The organism is Streptomyces sp. CB02056 (assembly GCF_001905545.1).
Lineage (GTDB): Bacteria > Actinomycetota > Actinomycetes > Streptomycetales > Streptomycetaceae > Kitasatospora.
Genome location: NZ_LIPD01000001.1, coordinates 454415 through 469845 on the forward strand (window position 1 = coordinate 454415; position 15431 = coordinate 469845).

Consider the following 15431-nt stretch of genomic DNA (forward strand, 5'->3'; position numbering starts at 1 on the left):
GGACCGGCGCCGCCCGGCACCGGTCCCTGTTCCGCACCCGAGGGCCGACGAGGGTCCTACAGGTCGTAGTAGAGCTCGAACTCGTGGGGGTGGGGGCGGAGGGCGATCGGGGCGATCTCGTTGGTGCGCTTGTAGTCGATCCAGGTCTCGATGAGGTCCGGGGTGAAGACGTTGCCGGCGAGGAGGTACTCGTGGTCGGCTTCCAGGGCCTCCAGGACGGCGGGGAGGGAGGAGGGGACCTGGGGGACGTTGGCGTGCTCCTCGGGGGCCAGCTCGTAGAGGTCCTTGTCGACGGGCTCCAGCGGCTCGATCTTGTTGCGGATGCCGTCGAGGCCGGCCATCAGCATGGCGGCGAAGGCCAGGTAGGGGTTGGAGGCCGGGTCCGGGGCGCGGAACTCGATGCGCTTGGCCTTGGCGTTGGAGCCGGTGATCGGGATGCGGATCGCGGCGGAGCGGTTGCGCTGCGAGTAGACCAGGTTGACCGGCGCCTCGAAGCCCGGCACCAGGCGGTGGTAGGAGTTCACCGAGGGGTTGGTGAAGGCCAGCAGCGAGGGGGCGTGCCGCAGCAGGCCGCCGATGTAGTAGCGGGCGGTGTCGGAGAGTCCGGCGTAGCCCTGCTCGTCGTAGAAGAGCGGCGAGCCCTCGGTCCACAGGGACTGGTGGACGTGCATGCCGGAGCCGTTGTCGCCGAAGATCGGCTTCGGCATGAAGGTGGCGGTCTTGCCGTTCCGCCAGGCGACGTTCTTGATGATGTACTTGAACAGCATCAGGTCGTCGGCGGCGTGCAGCAGGGTGTTGAACTTGTAGTTGATCTCGGCCTGGCCGGCGGTGCCGACCTCGTGGTGCTGGCGCTCGACCTCCAGTCCGGCCTTGGCGAGCTCCAGCGACATCTCGGCGCGCAGGTCGGCGAAGTGGTCGACCGGCGGGACGGGGAAGTAGCCGCCCTTGTACTTGACCTTGTAGCCGCGCACGTCGCCCTCGGCGGCGCCGCTGTTCCAGGCGCCGGCCTCCGAGTCGATGTGGTAGAAGGACGCGTTGGCGCTGGTCTCGAAGCGGACCGAGTCGAAGACGTAGAACTCGGCCTCGGGCCCGAAGTACGCGGTGTCGGCGATGCCGGAGGAGGCCAGGTAGGCCTCGGCCTTCCTGGCGACGTTGCGCGGGTCGCGGCTGTAGGCCTCGCCGGTGACCGGGTCCTGGATGAAGAAGTTGATGTTGAGGTGCTTCTCGGCCCGGAAGGGGTCGAGGCGGGCGGTGGCGAGGTCCGGCACCAGGGCCATGTCGGACTCGTGGATGGCCTGGAAGCCGCGGATCGACGAGCCGTCGAACATCAGGATCTCGGACGGGTCGAAGGTCGCCGCAGGTACGGAGAAGTGCTGCAAGACGCCCGGCAGGTCGCAGAACCGGACGTCGACGAACTTCACGTCGTTGTCCTGGATGTACTGCTTCACTTCGGCGGCGTTGTTGAACATCCATCCTCCTCGGCGTGCGAATTGGGCTCACCATAGGAATGGGTCGTTTCCAGCCGGTGACCCGCTCGTTTCCTAGATGTTAACCACGGTCGCCTCGCGGGCGGCAAAGATGTACGGGACGGTACAAATCGCCCCGCCCAGCTGCGCACCCTTCCGCAAGTGGTCTGGACCACTTGGAAGGGGGCCGGGATGACGATTCACCCGGTCGGGGGTGATGCCCCGGCCGGAGGGGAGCCGGTGGCGGTGCGACCCGTCAGCCCGGTTAGTGTGGATTCGTGGACACCAGAGAAGCGTTGGGATCGTGGATCGACGGCCCCCGGGCGGCCGCCGAGAAGATGGGCGCCGACTTCGGCCACCGCGGCGAGCGCCTCGGGCTGCCCAAGGAGGGCCCCGGCTCGATCGCCGGCCCCGGCCGCCGGATCGGCGCGCTGTTCGTGGACGGCTGGCTCGTCGCCCTGATCTCGTACGGGCTGATCGCCCGCGGCGACCAGGCCGAGGCCAACCTGTGGACCAGCCCGCTGTACTTCCTCGTCGCGGCCCTGATGCTGTCCACCACCGGCACGACGGTCGGCAAGCGGCTGTTCGGCCTCCGGGTGGTCCGGCTGGACGGCCGCCGCGCGACCATCCCGCAGGTCCTGCTGCGCACCCTGCTGCTCTGCCTGGTGGTGCCGCCGCTGGTCTGGGACCGCGACACCCGGGGCCTGCACGACAAGGCGGTCGGCACCGTCGAGGTCCGCATCTAGCACGGTCCGGACAAGCCCGGCAGCAGATGCCGGACGACGCCGAAACGGCCCCGCTGAGGATTCAGCGGGGCCGTTCTCGTGTCGTGAGGGGCGGGGGAGGGGTCAGCGGGCCTGGCCGCCCTTGGGCATCCGGGCGCCCTTCGGCATCGGACCCTTGGGGATCGGCGCCTTGGAGAGCAGGTCGCCCAGCGCGCGCAGGCGGTCGTTGGTCTCGGTGACCTGGGCGGCGGTGATGGCGCGGGGCAGGCGCATCAGGTGGATCTGGAGCTTCTTCAGCGGGATCTCGCCCTCGCCGTTGCCCACCACGATGTCGTGCACCGGCACGTCGCCGACCACACGGGCCATCTTCTTCTTCTCGGAGGCCAGCAGCTGGCGGACCCGGTTCGGGTTGCCCTCGCCGATCAGCGCGATGCCGGCCCGGCCCACGGCGCGGTAGACCGCGTCCTGGCTACGGGTGACCGCGACCGGGGTGCTGTTGGAGCTCCAGCCGCGCCGGATGTTGTTCAGCACCGCCGCGACGGCGCCCGGCTGCCCCTCCATCTGCCCGAACGCGGCGCGCTCGGCCCGGCGCCCGAAGACGATCGCCATGGCCAGCACGGCCACGATGAAGCCCAGGATGCCCAGGTAGACGGGATGCTCGATCGCGAAGCCGATGGCGAGGAACACGCCGAAGGTCAGCAGGCCGACGCCGGCGATGATCAGGCCGATCTTGGTGTCGACCTTCTTGGTCATGGTGTACGCCAGACGGATCTGCTTCAGCCGTCCGGGGTTCTCGGATGTTTCCCTCGCCATAACGCTCATGGTACGTGGCACGGGTACGGGATATCCAAGCCCGGGTACCCGTTCGCCCCAACCGTGACCCGTGCGCCGGTGCGCCGTCGCGCACAGCGACGCCGGGGGCTCACTTCCGTGGCGTGGAACGGGTCCGCGGCGCGGGACGGCCCGGGGGCGTGGAGAGGGGCTGCGGCGTGGTCCGGGCGGCCTCCGCGTCGTCGTGCCGGCGGTCCGCCGCGTACCGGCGGTTCTCGCACACCGCCGCCCACGCGTTGCGGCGCGCGTGCTGCTGGCCGGGGGCCAGCAGGACGCTCTCGGCGTACCGCAGTGCCACTCCGACCGATCGGATCCGCATCCGCATGCCGAACAGCTCCTCTCCGGGCTGATGGGGGCCGAGCCGGCCGAGCCGGGTGAGACGGCCGTGGTGGCCGTGGTGACCGAGCCGGCCGTGGTGGCCGAGAAGAATCGAACGCTCACCAGGCGTCCAGCGTCCCCACCCCGTGTTACCAGCCCGTGACCAGGCCGTCAAAGCGTGGTGAAACCGAAAGGGCGGAGCCGAAGCTCCGCCCTTTCCCTGGCTCGAACAACACGGTCGGACCGAACGGTCCGACCGGCCCGATCGGACCGATCGGACCGTACCGGTCAGGAGACCGTCAGACCGCGGCCTGCTCGCGCCGCTCCAGCGCCTGCCGGTACAGCCGGCCGGCCCGGTACGAGGACCGCACCAGCGGGCCCGACATGACGCCCGCGAAGCCCAGCTCCTCGGCCTCCTGCTGGAGCTCGACGAACTCCTGCGGCTTCACCCAGCGCTCCACCGGGTGGTGGCGCAGCGAGGGGCGCAGATACTGGGTGATGGTGATCAGCTCGCAGCCGGCGCCGACCAGGTCGGCCAGCGCCTGGCTGACCTCCTCGCGGGTCTCGCCCATGCCGAGGATCAGGTTGGACTTGGTCACCAGCCCGGCCGCGCGGGCCTGGGTGATGACGTCCAGCGAGCGCTCGTAGCGGAAGGCCGGGCGGATCCGCTTGAAGATCCGCGGCACCGTCTCGACGTTGTGCGCGAGCACCTCGGGGCGGGAGGAGAAGACCTCGGCCAGCTGCTCGGGCACCGCGTTGAAGTCGGGGATGAGCAGCTCGACGCCGGTGCGGCCGGCCGCGCGGTCGGCGGTCATCGCGTGCACCTGGCGCACGGTCTCGGCGTACAGCCAGGCGCCGCCGTCCTCCAGGTCGTCGCGGGCGACGCCGGTGATGGTGGCGTAGTTGAGGTCCATGGTGACGATGGACTCGGCGACCCGGCGCGGCTCGTCGCGGTCGAACTCGGCGGGCTTGCCGGTGTCGATCTGACAGAAGTCGCAGCGGCGGGTGCACTGGTCACCGCCGATGAGGAAGGTCGCCTCGCGGTCCTCCCAGCACTCGAAGATGTTGGGGCAGCCGGCCTCCTGGCAGACCGTGTGCAGCCCCTCCTTCTTCACCAGCGACTGGAGGGCGTTGTACTCCGGGCCCATCTTCGCGCGGGTCTTGATCCACTCGGGCTTCCGCTCGATGGGGGTCTCGCTGTTGCGGACCTCCAGGCGGAGCAGCTTCCTGCCGTCGGGCGCGACAGCGGACACGTGCGACTCCTAGAACTAGACGGGGTACCCCCAGGGTACGCCTGTGGTTGTACGGCCTTCGTCGGGCCTGTTGCCCTGCAATCGCAGGGCAACATGGCTACCGGTCGGTAGATTCCCAGCGGCCGCCGGGATTTCCGACGGCCGTCAGGACAGCGGGGCGGACGGTCATCGGGGCGGACGGCCGTCAGGACGCATCAGGGCAGGTGTCCGGCGGTGCGCCGGAGCCGGGCGGTGGGGCTCAGCGGCTGAGCGCCGGCTCCGGCAGCTCGGCGAGGACGGCCGCCAGGTGCCGCTCGACCACCGGTGCCGCCTCGGCGGCGGACAGTCCGCGCCGCAGCTCGCCGGTGAGCGAGGCGACGCCCGCGTCCCGGATGCCGCACGGCACGATCTTGTCGAACCAGGTCATGTCCGGGTCGCAGTTGAGCGCGAAGCCGTGCATGGTGACCCCGCGGGCGACCCGCACGCCGATCGCGGCGAGCTTGCGGTCGTCCCCGCGCTGGCCGGCGTTGGAGGGGGCGTACTCGGGGCCGGCCAGGCGCGGGTCGATGCCGAGCGGCAGGCCCATCCGCAGGGTCAGCTTGCCGATGTCCACGACCTGCGCCGGGTCCACCACGGCGTCCGGGATGGACTCGCCCAGCACCCAGACCCCGCTGCGGCCCTCGACCCGGGTGGAGTCGATGCCGAACTCGCCGGCGGTGCGGATCAGCGCCTCCTCCAGCCGGCGGACGTAGGCGATGACGTCGATCGGGTCGGGCAGCTTGACGATCGGGTAGCCGACCAGCTGGCCGGGGCCGTGCCAGGTGATCTCCCCGCCGCGGTTGACCTCGACCACCGGGGTGCCGTCCAGCGGCAGGTCGGCGGGGTTGGTGCGCTTGCCCATGGTGTACACCGACTGGTGCTCCAGGAGCAGGACGGTGTCGGGGATCTCGTCCGCGACCCGCAGCGCGTGCAGCCGCTGCTGCTCCTCCCAGGCCTCCTGGTAGGGCACGGTCCGCTCACCTATGCCCATGCGAACAAAACGCACGTTCTCGCTCACCGCTGCCGCTCCTTGCCAGGCGTTCGAGACCAACCTCGCCACTGTACGCCCAGCCCGTCCGAACCCCTTCAGCCGCCTGCGGGCAGCGGCCCCGCCCAGCCGCTCGCCCAGCCGCTCGCCCCGCTCAGCCCCCCGCGAGCAGCTGCAGCCGCAGCGCGAGCTGGAGCTCCAGCGACCGCTCCGGCTGGTTCCAGTCCCGCCCGAGCAGCGCCTCGACCCGGTCCAGCCGCTGGACCACCGTGTTCACGTGGACGTGCAGCTCGTCCTTGGCCCTGGTCAGGCTGCCGCCGCAGTCGAAGTAGGCGCGCAGGGTGCGGACCAGCTCGGTGCCGCGCCGGGCGTCGTAGGCCAGCAGCGGGCCGAGCGTCGCGCCGACGAAGCCGTCCACGTCGTGGCCGTCGCCGAGCAGCACGCCGAGGAAGCCGAGCGCCCGGGCGGAGGCGCCCTCCCCGGCCCGGCCGAGCACCCGCAGGGCCCGGAGGCAGCGCAGACCCTCGCCGTAGGAGGCGGCCAGCGCGGACGGCCCGGCGGCCGGGCGGCCCGCGCCGACGGTGACCGGGAACCCGGCCAGCCGGGCCAGCCGTTCGGCGGCCTGTCGGGCGGTCTCCTCGGGATCGCCGGCGCCGACCGCGCTGCCGCTGCCACTGCCGCCGCTGCCGCTCTCGACGGGCGTCAGCAGCACCACCGTCTCAGCGTGCTCGGCGCTGACGCCCCGGGAGCCGAACAGGTAGCGCCGGGCCGCCCCGGCCAGCCGTCCGCGCTCGTCGGTCTTCCCGTCGGCCGGCTCCGCGACCAGCACCAGGTGCGGCCGGGCGAGGTCGACGCCGAGCCGGCGGCCGCGGGCGGTGAGCCCGGCCGGGTCGCGCTCGGGGGCGGTCAGCAGGTCGGTGAGCAGGTCGCCGCGGATCCGGTTCTCGGTCTCGGCGACGGAGCGGCGCAGCAGCAGGAGCAGGGCGGTGACCACGCTGGCCCGCTCGAACAGCCGCCGGTCGGCGTCGTCGAGGTCGGGGCGGCCGCGCAGCACCATGGTGCCGAGCGCGTCGTGCCCGGCCAGCACCGCGCAGACCCACTGCTCGCGGTGCCGTACGGACCGGCCCTCGGCGCGGGAGGCGGCGACCGCCTCGGCCAGTTCGGCGGCGGGGGCGGAGCGTCCGGCCAGCGGCTCGCCCTCGGCGTCCAGGACCGCTATCTCCCCGCCCAGCAGGGCGGCGACGGCGGCGGCGACGTCCGGTACCTCGGCGCCGCGCAGCACCAGGTCGGTGAGCCGGTCGTGGGCCTGCTCGGCGCGCTGGACAGCGGCGGAGTGGGCCCGGACCAGCTCGTTGGCGGCGTTCAGCTCGGCGAGCGCGGCCCGGGTGTCGGCCAGCGACTTGGCGGTGTCCAGGGCGATCGCGGCGTGCGCGGCCAGCGAGCAGAGCAGCGCGACCTCGTCGGGGGAGAAGGCGCGCGGCGAGCGGTCGGCGGCGAACAGGACGCCGATGACCTGCCCGCCGAGCAGCAGCGGCACCCCGATGATCGCCACCAGGCCCTCGTCCAGCACGCCCGCGTCGATCGTGCCGGTGTGGTGGAAGCGCTCGTCGGTGCGGTAGTCGGGGGTGGCGTACGGGCGGGCGGTCTGGGCGACCAGCCCGCCCAGGCCGTGGCCGAGGCTGAGCCGCAGGGTCTGGAACAGGACGGAGACCGAGCCGTCGGTGACCCGCATGTAGGTGTCCCCGGCGGCCTCGTCCGGCAGGGTCAGGTAGGCGGTGTCGGTGCCGAGCAGCATCCGGGCCCGGCGGACGATCGCCTGGAGCACGGTGTCCAGGTCCCGGGAGGCGGCGAGGTCCCCGGCGGTGTCGAACAGGGCGGTCAACTCGGCTTCGCGGCGCCGGTGTTGACGCAGGGTGCGGTGGACCCGCAGGGCCTGCCAGGTGGCGTCGTCGATCTCGGCGAGGACGGCGGCCGACGCCCCGCGGCGGCGGGCGTCGGCCAGCACGTCGGCGAAGTCCTCGGTGGCGGCGCCGGAGGCGAGCAGGTCGAGCAGTCGCCGCAGCGCGGGCGCGGCGCTTTCCTGAGGGTGGTTCATGGTGCGTGCTGCCAATCGGCGTCGGTTCCGTCGGTTCCGAGAAAGCGCGATCGTACCGGCTCGGCCCTCAGACGACGGCGGGCCTTCCGGCCGCGGCGGCGTCCGGCTCCGGGCCGTCCTGGCCGGCCTGCCCCTCGACCTCCGCGAGGTCCAGGCCCCTGGTCTCCCGGCCGCAGAGCACCGCCAGGACGGTGACCGCCGCCGCGATGGCGACGTACACCGCGATGGGGGTGGCGCTGCCGTAGTCCTTGAGCAGTGCGGTGGCGATCAGCGGCGCCGGGGCGCCGGCCGCCACGGAGGAGAACTGGGCCCCGATCGAGGCGCCCGAGTACCGCATCCGGGTCGCGAACAGCTCGGAGAAGAAGGCGGCCTGGGGCGCGTACATGGCGCTGTGGAAGACCAGTCCGACGGTCACGGCGGCGAGCAGTGAGCCGAAGGACCTCGTGTCGACCAGGCCGAAGAAGACGAAGGCCCAGGCGCCCACCCCGACCGCGCCCACCAGGTAGACCGGCCTGCGCCCGACCCGGTCGGACAGCGCGCCGAACAGCGGGATCAGCGCGAACTGGATCGCGGAGGCGACCAGCACGGCGTTCAGCGCGGTCTGCTTGGAGAAGTGGGCGTGGTTGACGGCGTACACGAGCACGAACGTCGTCATCACGTAATAGGAGATGTTCTCCGCCATCCGCGCGCCCATGGCCACCAGCACCTCCCGCCAGTGGTTCCGCAACACCTCGACCAGCGGCGGCCGTTCGGGAGCCTTCCGGGACTGCTGCGCCGCCAGCGCCTGCTTGAACAGCGGCGACTCGTCCACCGCGAGCCGGATCCACATCCCGACCGCGACCAGCACCGCCGACAGCAGGAACGGCACCCGCCAGCCCCAGGCCAGGAACGCCGCGTCCGACTGCACCGCCGTCATCAGCGACAGCACCCCGGCCGCCAGCAGGTTCCCGGCCGGCGCCCCGCCCTGCGGCCAGGACGCCCAGAAGCCCCGCCGCCGCTGGTCCCCGTGCTCCGACACCAGCAGCACCGCGCCGCCCCACTCGCCGCCGAGCGCGAAGCCCTGCACCAGCCGCAGCACCGTCAGCAGCACCGGCGCCGCGACCCCGATCGAGTCGTACGTCGGCAGCAGTCCGATCGCCGTGGTCGACCCGCCCATCAGCAGCAGGCTCACCACCAGCAGTTTCTTCCGCCCCACCCGGTCCCCGAAGTGCCCGAACACCAGCGCCCCGAGCGGCCGCGCCGCGAAGCCGATCGCGTAGGTCAGGAAGGAGAGCAGCGTCCCGGTCAGCGGATCGCTGTGCGGGAAGAACAGCTTCCCGAACACCAGGGCCGCCGCCGTTCCGTACAGGAAGTAGTCGTACCACTCGATCGTCGTGCCGATCAGGCTCGCAGCCACCACTCTCGGGAGTGAACTGCTCGCCGCCGTACCTCGTGCGGAGGTGCTCATGGCCACCACTTCCAGAACCAGGGGGGAGACGATGTCGCCACAAGGTAGGAAGCGGCCGACCCCGGGACTATGTGGGCGGCCCACACAGTCCCGGGGTCGAATGTGCCCGCTCTCCCTATGAGAGGGATGGCCGGACCACGGAGCGCCCGCCGCTCAGTGCGCCGTCCAGCCACCGTCGACGGGGAGGCTGGCGCCGGTGATGTAGGAGGAGGCGGGGGAGCAGAGCCAGAGGGCGAGCTGGGCGACCTCGTCGGGTTCGATGAGGCGCTTCACGGCGGTGCGGTCGAGCATGATCCGCTCGACCACCTCGTCCTCGGGGATGCCGTGGGCGAGCGCCTGGGCGGCGATCTGCTTCTCCACCAGGGGGGTCCGGACGTAGCCCGGGTTGACGCAGTTGCTGGTGACGCCGTACGGCGCGCCCTCCAGGGCGACGGTCTTGCTCAGGCCCTCCAGCGCGTGCTTCGCGGTGACGTACGCGGACTTGAACGCGCTGGCGCGCAGGCCGTGGACGGAGGAGATGTTGACGACCCGGCCCCACCCCTGCTCGTACATGTGCGGCAGGGTGCGGCGCAGGATGCGGAAAGGGGCCTCGACCATGACGCGCTGGATGAGGGTGAAGCGGTCGGGCGGGAACTCGTGCACGGGGGCGACGTGCTGGAGGCCCGCGTTGTTGACGACGATGTCGGCGTCGTCCGGGAGGGCGTCCACGGCCCCGGGGTCGGCGAGGTCGGTGACGATCGCGCGGCCGCCGATCCGCTCGGCGAGCTCCTCGGCCGGGCCGGCCGCGAGGTCGACGACGTAGACCCGGGCGCCGGCCCCGGCGAAGGCCTCGGCGCAGGCCCGGCCGATGCCCGAGGCGGCCCCGGTGACCATGGCCGTGCGCCCGGCGAGCGGGCGGGCAGTAGAGGTGTCCATGGCCCAGAACGGTAGGAATCCGGCGGCCCCGCTCCCATGTGGCGGACCGCCACAGCATCCCGCCAGGTTGTGGCGTCGTCCGCCATGACGGCGACCCGCGGCCCGAACGGCGGATCGACCCTCGGAGAGGCCCTCGGAGAGGCCCCCGGAACCACCGACGGTTCGGCTACGGAAGACCAAACCCCTCCCGGCTCCGCTTCCCCACAATGGGCGCGGTTGCTTCACCCGTTCGGTGGATTGCTCGGTCAGATCCACCCATAGCGCCCGAATGCTCGCTACATTCACGCCGATTCCCGACAGGGGGCGCCGCCCCAGGCCGCCGAAGTGCTGGTGAGGCCCGGTGCGACGTCCGAGAGGTGTTGACAGACATGCCCCAACGGCCTGCAACCGACAGCCCGGCGTACGGACCGCTCGACCCGCTCGGCCAGCACCGAGGTCCGGTCGGCCGGACCCTTCCGGACGCCCCCGACGCCCTGACCGCCGACGCCATGACCGCCGACACGCTGACGGCCGACGCCCTGACCGCCGACGCGTCGACCACCGACACGTTGACCGCCGACGCCCCGGACGCCGACGACCTGCGGCTGCCGGTGCAGGCCACACCCGACCGGCACGAGAACCCCGTCGCGCCCGCCCCGGCCCGCGGCGCCGGCCACTCCGGCCCGGCCCCGCAGAACGGCCAGCTCGCGGCGCTGATCGAGGAGGCCGGCTTCTCGCACGCGGGCCTGGCCCGCCGGGTCGACCAGCTCGGCCTGGAGCACGGCCTCGACCTGCGCTACGACAAGACCTCGGTCACCCGCTGGCTGCGCGGCCAGCAGCCGCGCGGGGCCACCCCGGCGCTGATCGCCGAGGTCTTCACCCGCCGGCTCGGCCGCCGCCTCACCGCCCAGGACCTCGGCCTGGACGCCTGCGCCCCGGTCTACGCGGGCCTGGAGTTCGCCGAGACGCCGCAGGAGGCGGTGGACATCGTGGCGAGCATGTGGCGCAAGGACAACGGCCCGCAGTCCGAGCTGCGCCGGATCGCCTTCACCCCGGCCGGCCTGGTCGTCCCCAGCCGGGACTGGCTGATCGGCCGCACCGACGAGCGGGTCGCCCGGGACGGCTCCACCCTGGCCCGGCCGGACACCGCCACCGGTCCACCCTCCGGCAGCGCCACCTCCGCGGCCATCACCGGCGCCCCGGCGCCGGGTGCGCCCGGCGCGTCCCCCGGGAGCCCGTTGCGCGGCCCGGCCCCCGGCGTCCCCGGGGCCCCCACCGCGCGCAGCACCGCCGGGACGACCGGCACCGCCCCCACCATCGGCCGGGTGCCGATCCAGAGCCGCCGGCCGCCGGTCGCCGTCGAGCCGCCGTACACCGACCCGGCCCGCGAGTCCCGCCCCACCCTGCGGGTCGGCCGCGGCGACATCGCCGCCATCCGCGCCGTCGGCGACCTCTTCCGCGCGCTCGACCACGCCTACGGCGGCGGCCACGCCCGCCAGGCGCTGGTCCGCTACCTGGAGAGCGAGGCCGAGCCGATGCTGCGCGGCCGCTACGGCGAGCAGATCGGCCGGGCCCTGTTCGGCGCCGTCGCCGACCTCACCAGGCTGGCCGGCTGGACGTCCTTCGACATCGCCGCGCACGGCCTCGCCCAGCGCTACTTCGTCCAGGCGCTGCGCCTCTCCCAGGCCGCCGGGGACCGCGCGCTCGGCGGCTACGTGCTGGTGACGATGAGCCAGCAGGCCGTCCACCTCGGCCACGGCCGGGAGGCGGTCCAGCTCGCCAGGGTCGCCCAACAGGGCGTGGGCACCGCCGTGCCGCCGGTCGTCCAGTCGCTGATGCACGCCGCCGAGGCGCGCGGGCACGGCCTGCTGGGCGACGTCCGGTCCTGCACCACCGCCCTGGTGCGCGCCGAGCGCGCCCTGGCGGCGGCCCGGACGGGCGACGAACTGCCCTCCTGGGCGCGGTACTTCGACGAGGCCCAGCTCTCCGACGAGTTCGCCCACTGCTACCGCGACCTCCAGCAGTGGCGGACGGCCGCGCAGCACGCCGAGAAGTCGCTGCGGCTGCGCTCGCCCGCCTACGCCCGCAGCCGGATCTTCTGCCGCCTGGTGCTGGCCACGGCCCGGCTCGGCATGGGGGACCTCGACGAGGCGTGCACCATGGCCACCGACGCGCTGCGGGCGGCGGGGGAGATGCGCTCGGCCCGCTCGCTGGAGTACGTCCGGGACTTCCACCGCCGCCTCACCCCCTACCGCGGCAGCCCGGTGGCCCGCGCCTTCGAGGAAACGGCCCGGCAGGCGGGAGTGATCTGAGCGCGGAGGTGAACTGACCGGCGGAGTGCGTGGGGACGGGCCTCACGCACCCGGCGTACGGAGGCCCGGGCCTACCAGCTCTCGGCCCGGACCCTCGGCTGATCCGCGTCGGCCGCCACCGGCGGCCGCGCGCCGCCGCGCACCCGATGCGCCGCCAGCGGGAACACCAGCACCGACAGCATCCCGGCGCCGACCAGCGCCGCCGCGGTGGAGGACGGCAGGTGCCCGGCGTCCACCTCGATGGTGGTGATCACCACGACCAGCGGCAGCGCCGTCGCCCCGTACAGCGCGAGCGCCGCGCGGTCGCGCAGGCCGAGCCCGGCCGGGGCGAGCAGCGCGGCGGGCAGCCCGCGCACGGCCAGGAAGAGCAGCAGGAACACCGGGACCAGCAGCAGCGTGCCCGGGTCGTCCAGCAGGGCGTCCAGGTCGAAGTTCATCCCGCTGACCACGAAGAACACCGGCACCAGGAAGCCGAAGCCGATGCCCTCCAGCTTGGCCTCGATCACCTCCTCCTCGGCCTGCCGGACGCCGGCCAGCAGCAGCCGGGAGACGATCCCGGCGACGAAGGCCCCGAGCAGCATGTCGAGGTCCAGCCAGAGCGCGGCGGCGACCATGGCGGCCAGCACCAGGATCACCGCGCGGATCGCGAACTGACCGGAGGTGCGCAGGGTCCGTTCGATCAGCCGGGTGGCCCAGGTCGGGCGAGGCCGGCGCGCGCCGAACACGGCGAGCGCGGTGATCACCGCGAAGGCCCCGAGGATGACCGCCGTGCGGGCCGGGGAGTTGCCGCTGAGCAGGGCGGCGATCGCGATGATCGGTCCGAACTCGCCGACCGCCCCGGTGGCCATCACCAGGGAGCCGAAGGGCGTGGGCAGTTCACCGGAGTCGCGGAGGATCGGCAGGATGGTGCCGAGCGCCGTGGTGGTGAGCACCAGCCCGGCGAAGGCGCCGTCCAGCGGGTCCCGGTTGACCAGCGCGCCCACGCCGAGCCCGACGGCCACCGAGACCAGCCACGCGGTGCCCGCCCGTTTCAGCGGGCCGCCGCGCAGCTTGGCGAAGTCGATCTCGTAGCCGGCCAGGAACATCAGCATGGCCAGGCCGAACTGGGAGAGCGCGTCGACCAGGCCGTCGACGTGCGCCCAGCCCAGGACGTCCGGGCCGATCAGGACGCCGAGCACGATCTCGAACACGACGGTCGGGACGGCGATCCACCGCAGCAGCCGGTCGGCGAGCAGCGGGGCGGCCACGGCTGCGGCGGGGATCAGGATCAGGGTCAGCGGCTGGGCGGCGGCGCTCACCGCGCAACCGGCCGAACGGTCGAAACCATCCGATGAACGGTCAGAGCAGGCACCCCGGCATCCTGGCACGCCGTCGGTCTGTCACCCCGGCAGACCGCTGGTGTGTCCCGGTGCCCCGATGCGCTCCGGCGGTGGCAACGGCCGCCCCTGCCGCCCCGCCGCTCGGACCGCCCCGACGGCCACCCGTGCCGCCGTCAGGCCGCCGCCTCCGCCTCCCGGGCGTCCGCCGGGACGCCGAGGTCGCCCAGGACCGCCTGCGCCGCCCGCCGCCCGGAGACCAGCGCGCCCTGCACGGTGCTGGTGTCCCGGTGGTCCCCGGCGACGTACAGCCCGGCCAGCAGCCGCACCGGGCGGCGGGGGTTGTGCGGCGGCGGCATCGCGGGCAGCGCGTCCGGGACGTGCCGTACGCCGAGGAACTGCCAGCCCGAGGTCGGGACGTCGTACAGCTCGGTCAGCCGGGCCCGGACGGCCGGCTCCAGCCCGGCCGGGCCGCCCACGTCGAAGGCGCGCCGCCCGAGCACGGTGGTGGCGATCAGCGCCTGGCCGGCCGGGGCGTAGGACGGGTGCAGCTCGCTGAGCACCAGCGAGTGCGAGACCAGTGGCGGGTGCCCGTTCGGCCGGTCGCCGTCGAGCAGCAGGACGGCCTCGCCCAGCGGGGCGGTGTCGGCCGCGTGGTAGAAGGTCGTGACGGGGTGGAAGTCCGGCAGCCGCAGCCCGGGCAGCAGTCCGGTGGCGGAGCGGGCGTCGGTGGCGACGATGACGGCCTGGGCGCCGATCCGCCCGTGCGCGAGGGTCTCGACGCCGTCCGCGGCGATCGAGGTGACCTGCACCCGGGTGCGGACGGTTCCGGCGGGCAGGGCGGCGGCCAGCTGGGCCGGTACCGCCGCGATCCCGCCGGCGGGCAGACAGAGCCGCCCGCGCGCGTACGAGCGCAGCACCAGGTCGGCGATCCGGCTGCTGGTGCCGAGGGCCGGATCGGAGAGCAGCGCGCTGAGCAGCGGGCGCAGGAAGCCGTCCACGGTGCGCTGGGCGAGGCCGTGGCCGGCCAGTGCGCGGGCGGCGGTGGTCTCCGGGCGGGCCTGGAGCCGGCCGACCGGGGTGGTGGCGAGCCGGCCGAGCCGGCCGGCCAGCCGGGCCTTGTCCAGCGGGCTGCCGAGCGGGGCCCGGGCGGCGGCCTGCCGGGCGACGGCGAGCTGGGGGTCCCCGGCGCGGTACCGGCGGCCGGCGCTGTGCACCAGCACGCCGGGCGCGAGCGGGCGCAGGTCGAGGCGGTCGAGGTCGAGCGTGCGGCGCAGCTCGGGGAAGGCGGTGTTCAGCAGGTGACTGCCGTCGTCGAGCCGGAATCCGTCCTGTTCGCGGGTGGCCATCCGGCCGCCGATCCGGTCGGTGGTCTCCAGGACCTGGACGTCGAGGCCGTGGCCGGTGAGCGCGCGGGCGGCGGCCAGGCCCGCGAGTCCGGCGCCGACCACGACGACGTCCGGGTCGGACGGCCGGCGGGCGCGGCGGGTGAAGTCGTACGTGGGCACTGGGGTGCTCCCTCCCTGGTCCCGGGGCTCCGGCCGACGCAGGCAGCGGGGTGCCGGGACACGGTCCGTGGAGGGTGATGCCCAGTCAGTACGAGCATCAGACAAGCGCATCGGGCCGGATCCGAGGGCCGGGGAGGGTTGTGCGGCACCGGGCGGGGGCGCGGTCACGGACAGTGCGCCGTGGTGGCCGGGTTCGGGGGTCGGCGGGAGCGTACGGTCACCGGGGGCGTGCGACGCGCCCACCATGTGCTCCCGTGCGC

The 15431-nt window shown here is 73.7% G+C and carries 12 protein-coding genes; 2 read left to right on the plus strand and 10 right to left on the minus strand.

Annotation, left to right across the window (positions count from 1 at the left end; translation table 11 throughout):
- Positions 1-56: 56 nt before the first annotated feature.
- The gene (glnA, locus tag AMK13_RS01975; protein WP_049656821.1) at positions 57-1469 is read right to left on the minus strand and encodes a type I glutamate--ammonia ligase; all 1413 of its coding nucleotides are present in this window, start codon (positions 1467-1469) and stop codon (positions 57-59) included.
- A 275-nt stretch (positions 1470-1744) separates the two neighbouring features.
- Here glnA and AMK13_RS01980 point away from each other — a divergent pair, with 275 nt between their 5' ends.
- On the plus strand, positions 1745-2212 hold the full coding sequence (locus AMK13_RS01980; RefSeq protein ID WP_074000874.1) for an RDD family protein: 468 nt from the start codon (positions 1745-1747) through the stop codon (positions 2210-2212).
- Positions 2213-2314: 102 nt separating this feature from the next.
- On the opposite strand, the gene AMK13_RS01985 is transcribed toward AMK13_RS01980, so the two are convergent.
- From AMK13_RS01985 to AMK13_RS02015, 7 genes are all read right to left on the minus strand, one after another.
- Positions 2315-3004 (minus strand): DUF4191 domain-containing protein, encoded by a 690-nt coding sequence (locus tag AMK13_RS01985; protein ID WP_049656816.1) that lies wholly within the window; start codon positions 3002-3004, stop codon positions 2315-2317.
- A gap of 109 nt (positions 3005-3113) precedes the next feature.
- Positions 3114-3347 carry a hypothetical protein gene (locus AMK13_RS01990; RefSeq protein WP_074000875.1) on the minus strand — a complete coding sequence of 78 codons (234 nt, stop codon included), beginning with the start codon at positions 3345-3347 and terminating at the stop codon, positions 3114-3116.
- Positions 3348-3639: 292 nt separating this feature from the next.
- Positions 3640-4593, minus strand: a complete 954-nt coding sequence (lipA, locus tag AMK13_RS01995; RefSeq protein ID WP_049656812.1) for a lipoyl synthase — start codon at positions 4591-4593, stop codon at positions 3640-3642.
- A 238-nt stretch (positions 4594-4831) separates the two neighbouring features.
- Positions 4832-5602: a lipoyl(octanoyl) transferase LipB gene (gene lipB / locus AMK13_RS02000; RefSeq protein WP_049656811.1), complete on the minus strand. Its 771-nt coding sequence runs from the start codon at positions 5600-5602 to the stop codon at positions 4832-4834.
- Positions 5603-5753: 151 nt separating this feature from the next.
- On the minus strand, positions 5754-7694 hold the full coding sequence (locus AMK13_RS02005) for a helix-turn-helix domain-containing protein (RefSeq protein WP_074000876.1): 1941 nt from the start codon (positions 7692-7694) through the stop codon (positions 5754-5756).
- A gap of 67 nt (positions 7695-7761) precedes the next feature.
- The gene (locus tag AMK13_RS02010; RefSeq protein WP_049659105.1) at positions 7762-9141 is read right to left on the minus strand and encodes an MFS transporter; all 1380 of its coding nucleotides are present in this window, start codon (positions 9139-9141) and stop codon (positions 7762-7764) included.
- 153 nt (positions 9142-9294) lie between these two features.
- On the minus strand, positions 9295-10056 hold the full coding sequence (locus tag AMK13_RS02015; RefSeq protein ID WP_049659106.1) for a 3-hydroxybutyrate dehydrogenase: 762 nt from the start codon (positions 10054-10056) through the stop codon (positions 9295-9297).
- Between the two features lie 368 nt (positions 10057-10424).
- On the opposite strand from AMK13_RS02015, the gene AMK13_RS02020 reads away from it, so the two are divergent.
- Positions 10425-12347 (plus strand): regulator, encoded by a 1923-nt coding sequence (locus tag AMK13_RS02020; RefSeq protein WP_241852714.1) that lies wholly within the window; start codon positions 10425-10427, stop codon positions 12345-12347.
- Positions 12348-12418: 71 nt separating this feature from the next.
- Here the strand turns inward: AMK13_RS02020 and AMK13_RS02025 are convergent, their stop codons facing one another.
- On the minus strand, positions 12419-13645 hold the full coding sequence (locus AMK13_RS02025) for a cation:proton antiporter (RefSeq protein ID WP_074000877.1): 1227 nt from the start codon (positions 13643-13645) through the stop codon (positions 12419-12421).
- A 194-nt stretch (positions 13646-13839) separates the two neighbouring features.
- Complete coding sequence (locus tag AMK13_RS02030; protein WP_074000878.1) at positions 13840-15171, minus strand: FAD-dependent oxidoreductase; 1332 nt, start codon at positions 15169-15171, stop codon at positions 13840-13842.
- Between the last annotated feature and the right edge of the window lie 260 nt (positions 15172-15431).

Coding starts and splice junctions, on each gene's coding strand:
- AMK13_RS01985 (WP_049656816.1), bottom strand. CDS start 3,004: ATGGCGAGGGAAACATCCGAGAACCCCGGACGGCTGAAGCAGATCCGT.
- lipB (WP_049656811.1), bottom strand. CDS start 5,602: ATGGGCATAGGTGAGCGGACCGTGCCCTACCAGGAGGCCTGGGAGGAG.
- glnA (WP_049656821.1), bottom strand. CDS start 1,469: ATGTTCAACAACGCCGCCGAAGTGAAGCAGTACATCCAGGACAACGAC.
- AMK13_RS02005 (WP_074000876.1), bottom strand. CDS start 7,694: ATGAACCACCCTCAGGAAAGCGCCGCGCCCGCGCTGCGGCGACTGCTC.
- AMK13_RS01990 (WP_074000875.1), bottom strand. CDS start 3,347: ATGCGGATGCGGATCCGATCGGTCGGAGTGGCACTGCGGTACGCCGAG.
- AMK13_RS02015 (WP_049659106.1), bottom strand. CDS start 10,056: ATGGACACCTCTACTGCCCGCCCGCTCGCCGGGCGCACGGCCATGGTC.
- AMK13_RS02020 (WP_241852714.1), top strand. CDS start 10,425: ATGCCCCAACGGCCTGCAACCGACAGCCCGGCGTACGGACCGCTCGAC.
- AMK13_RS02010 (WP_049659105.1), bottom strand. CDS start 9,141: ATGAGCACCTCCGCACGAGGTACGGCGGCGAGCAGTTCACTCCCGAGA.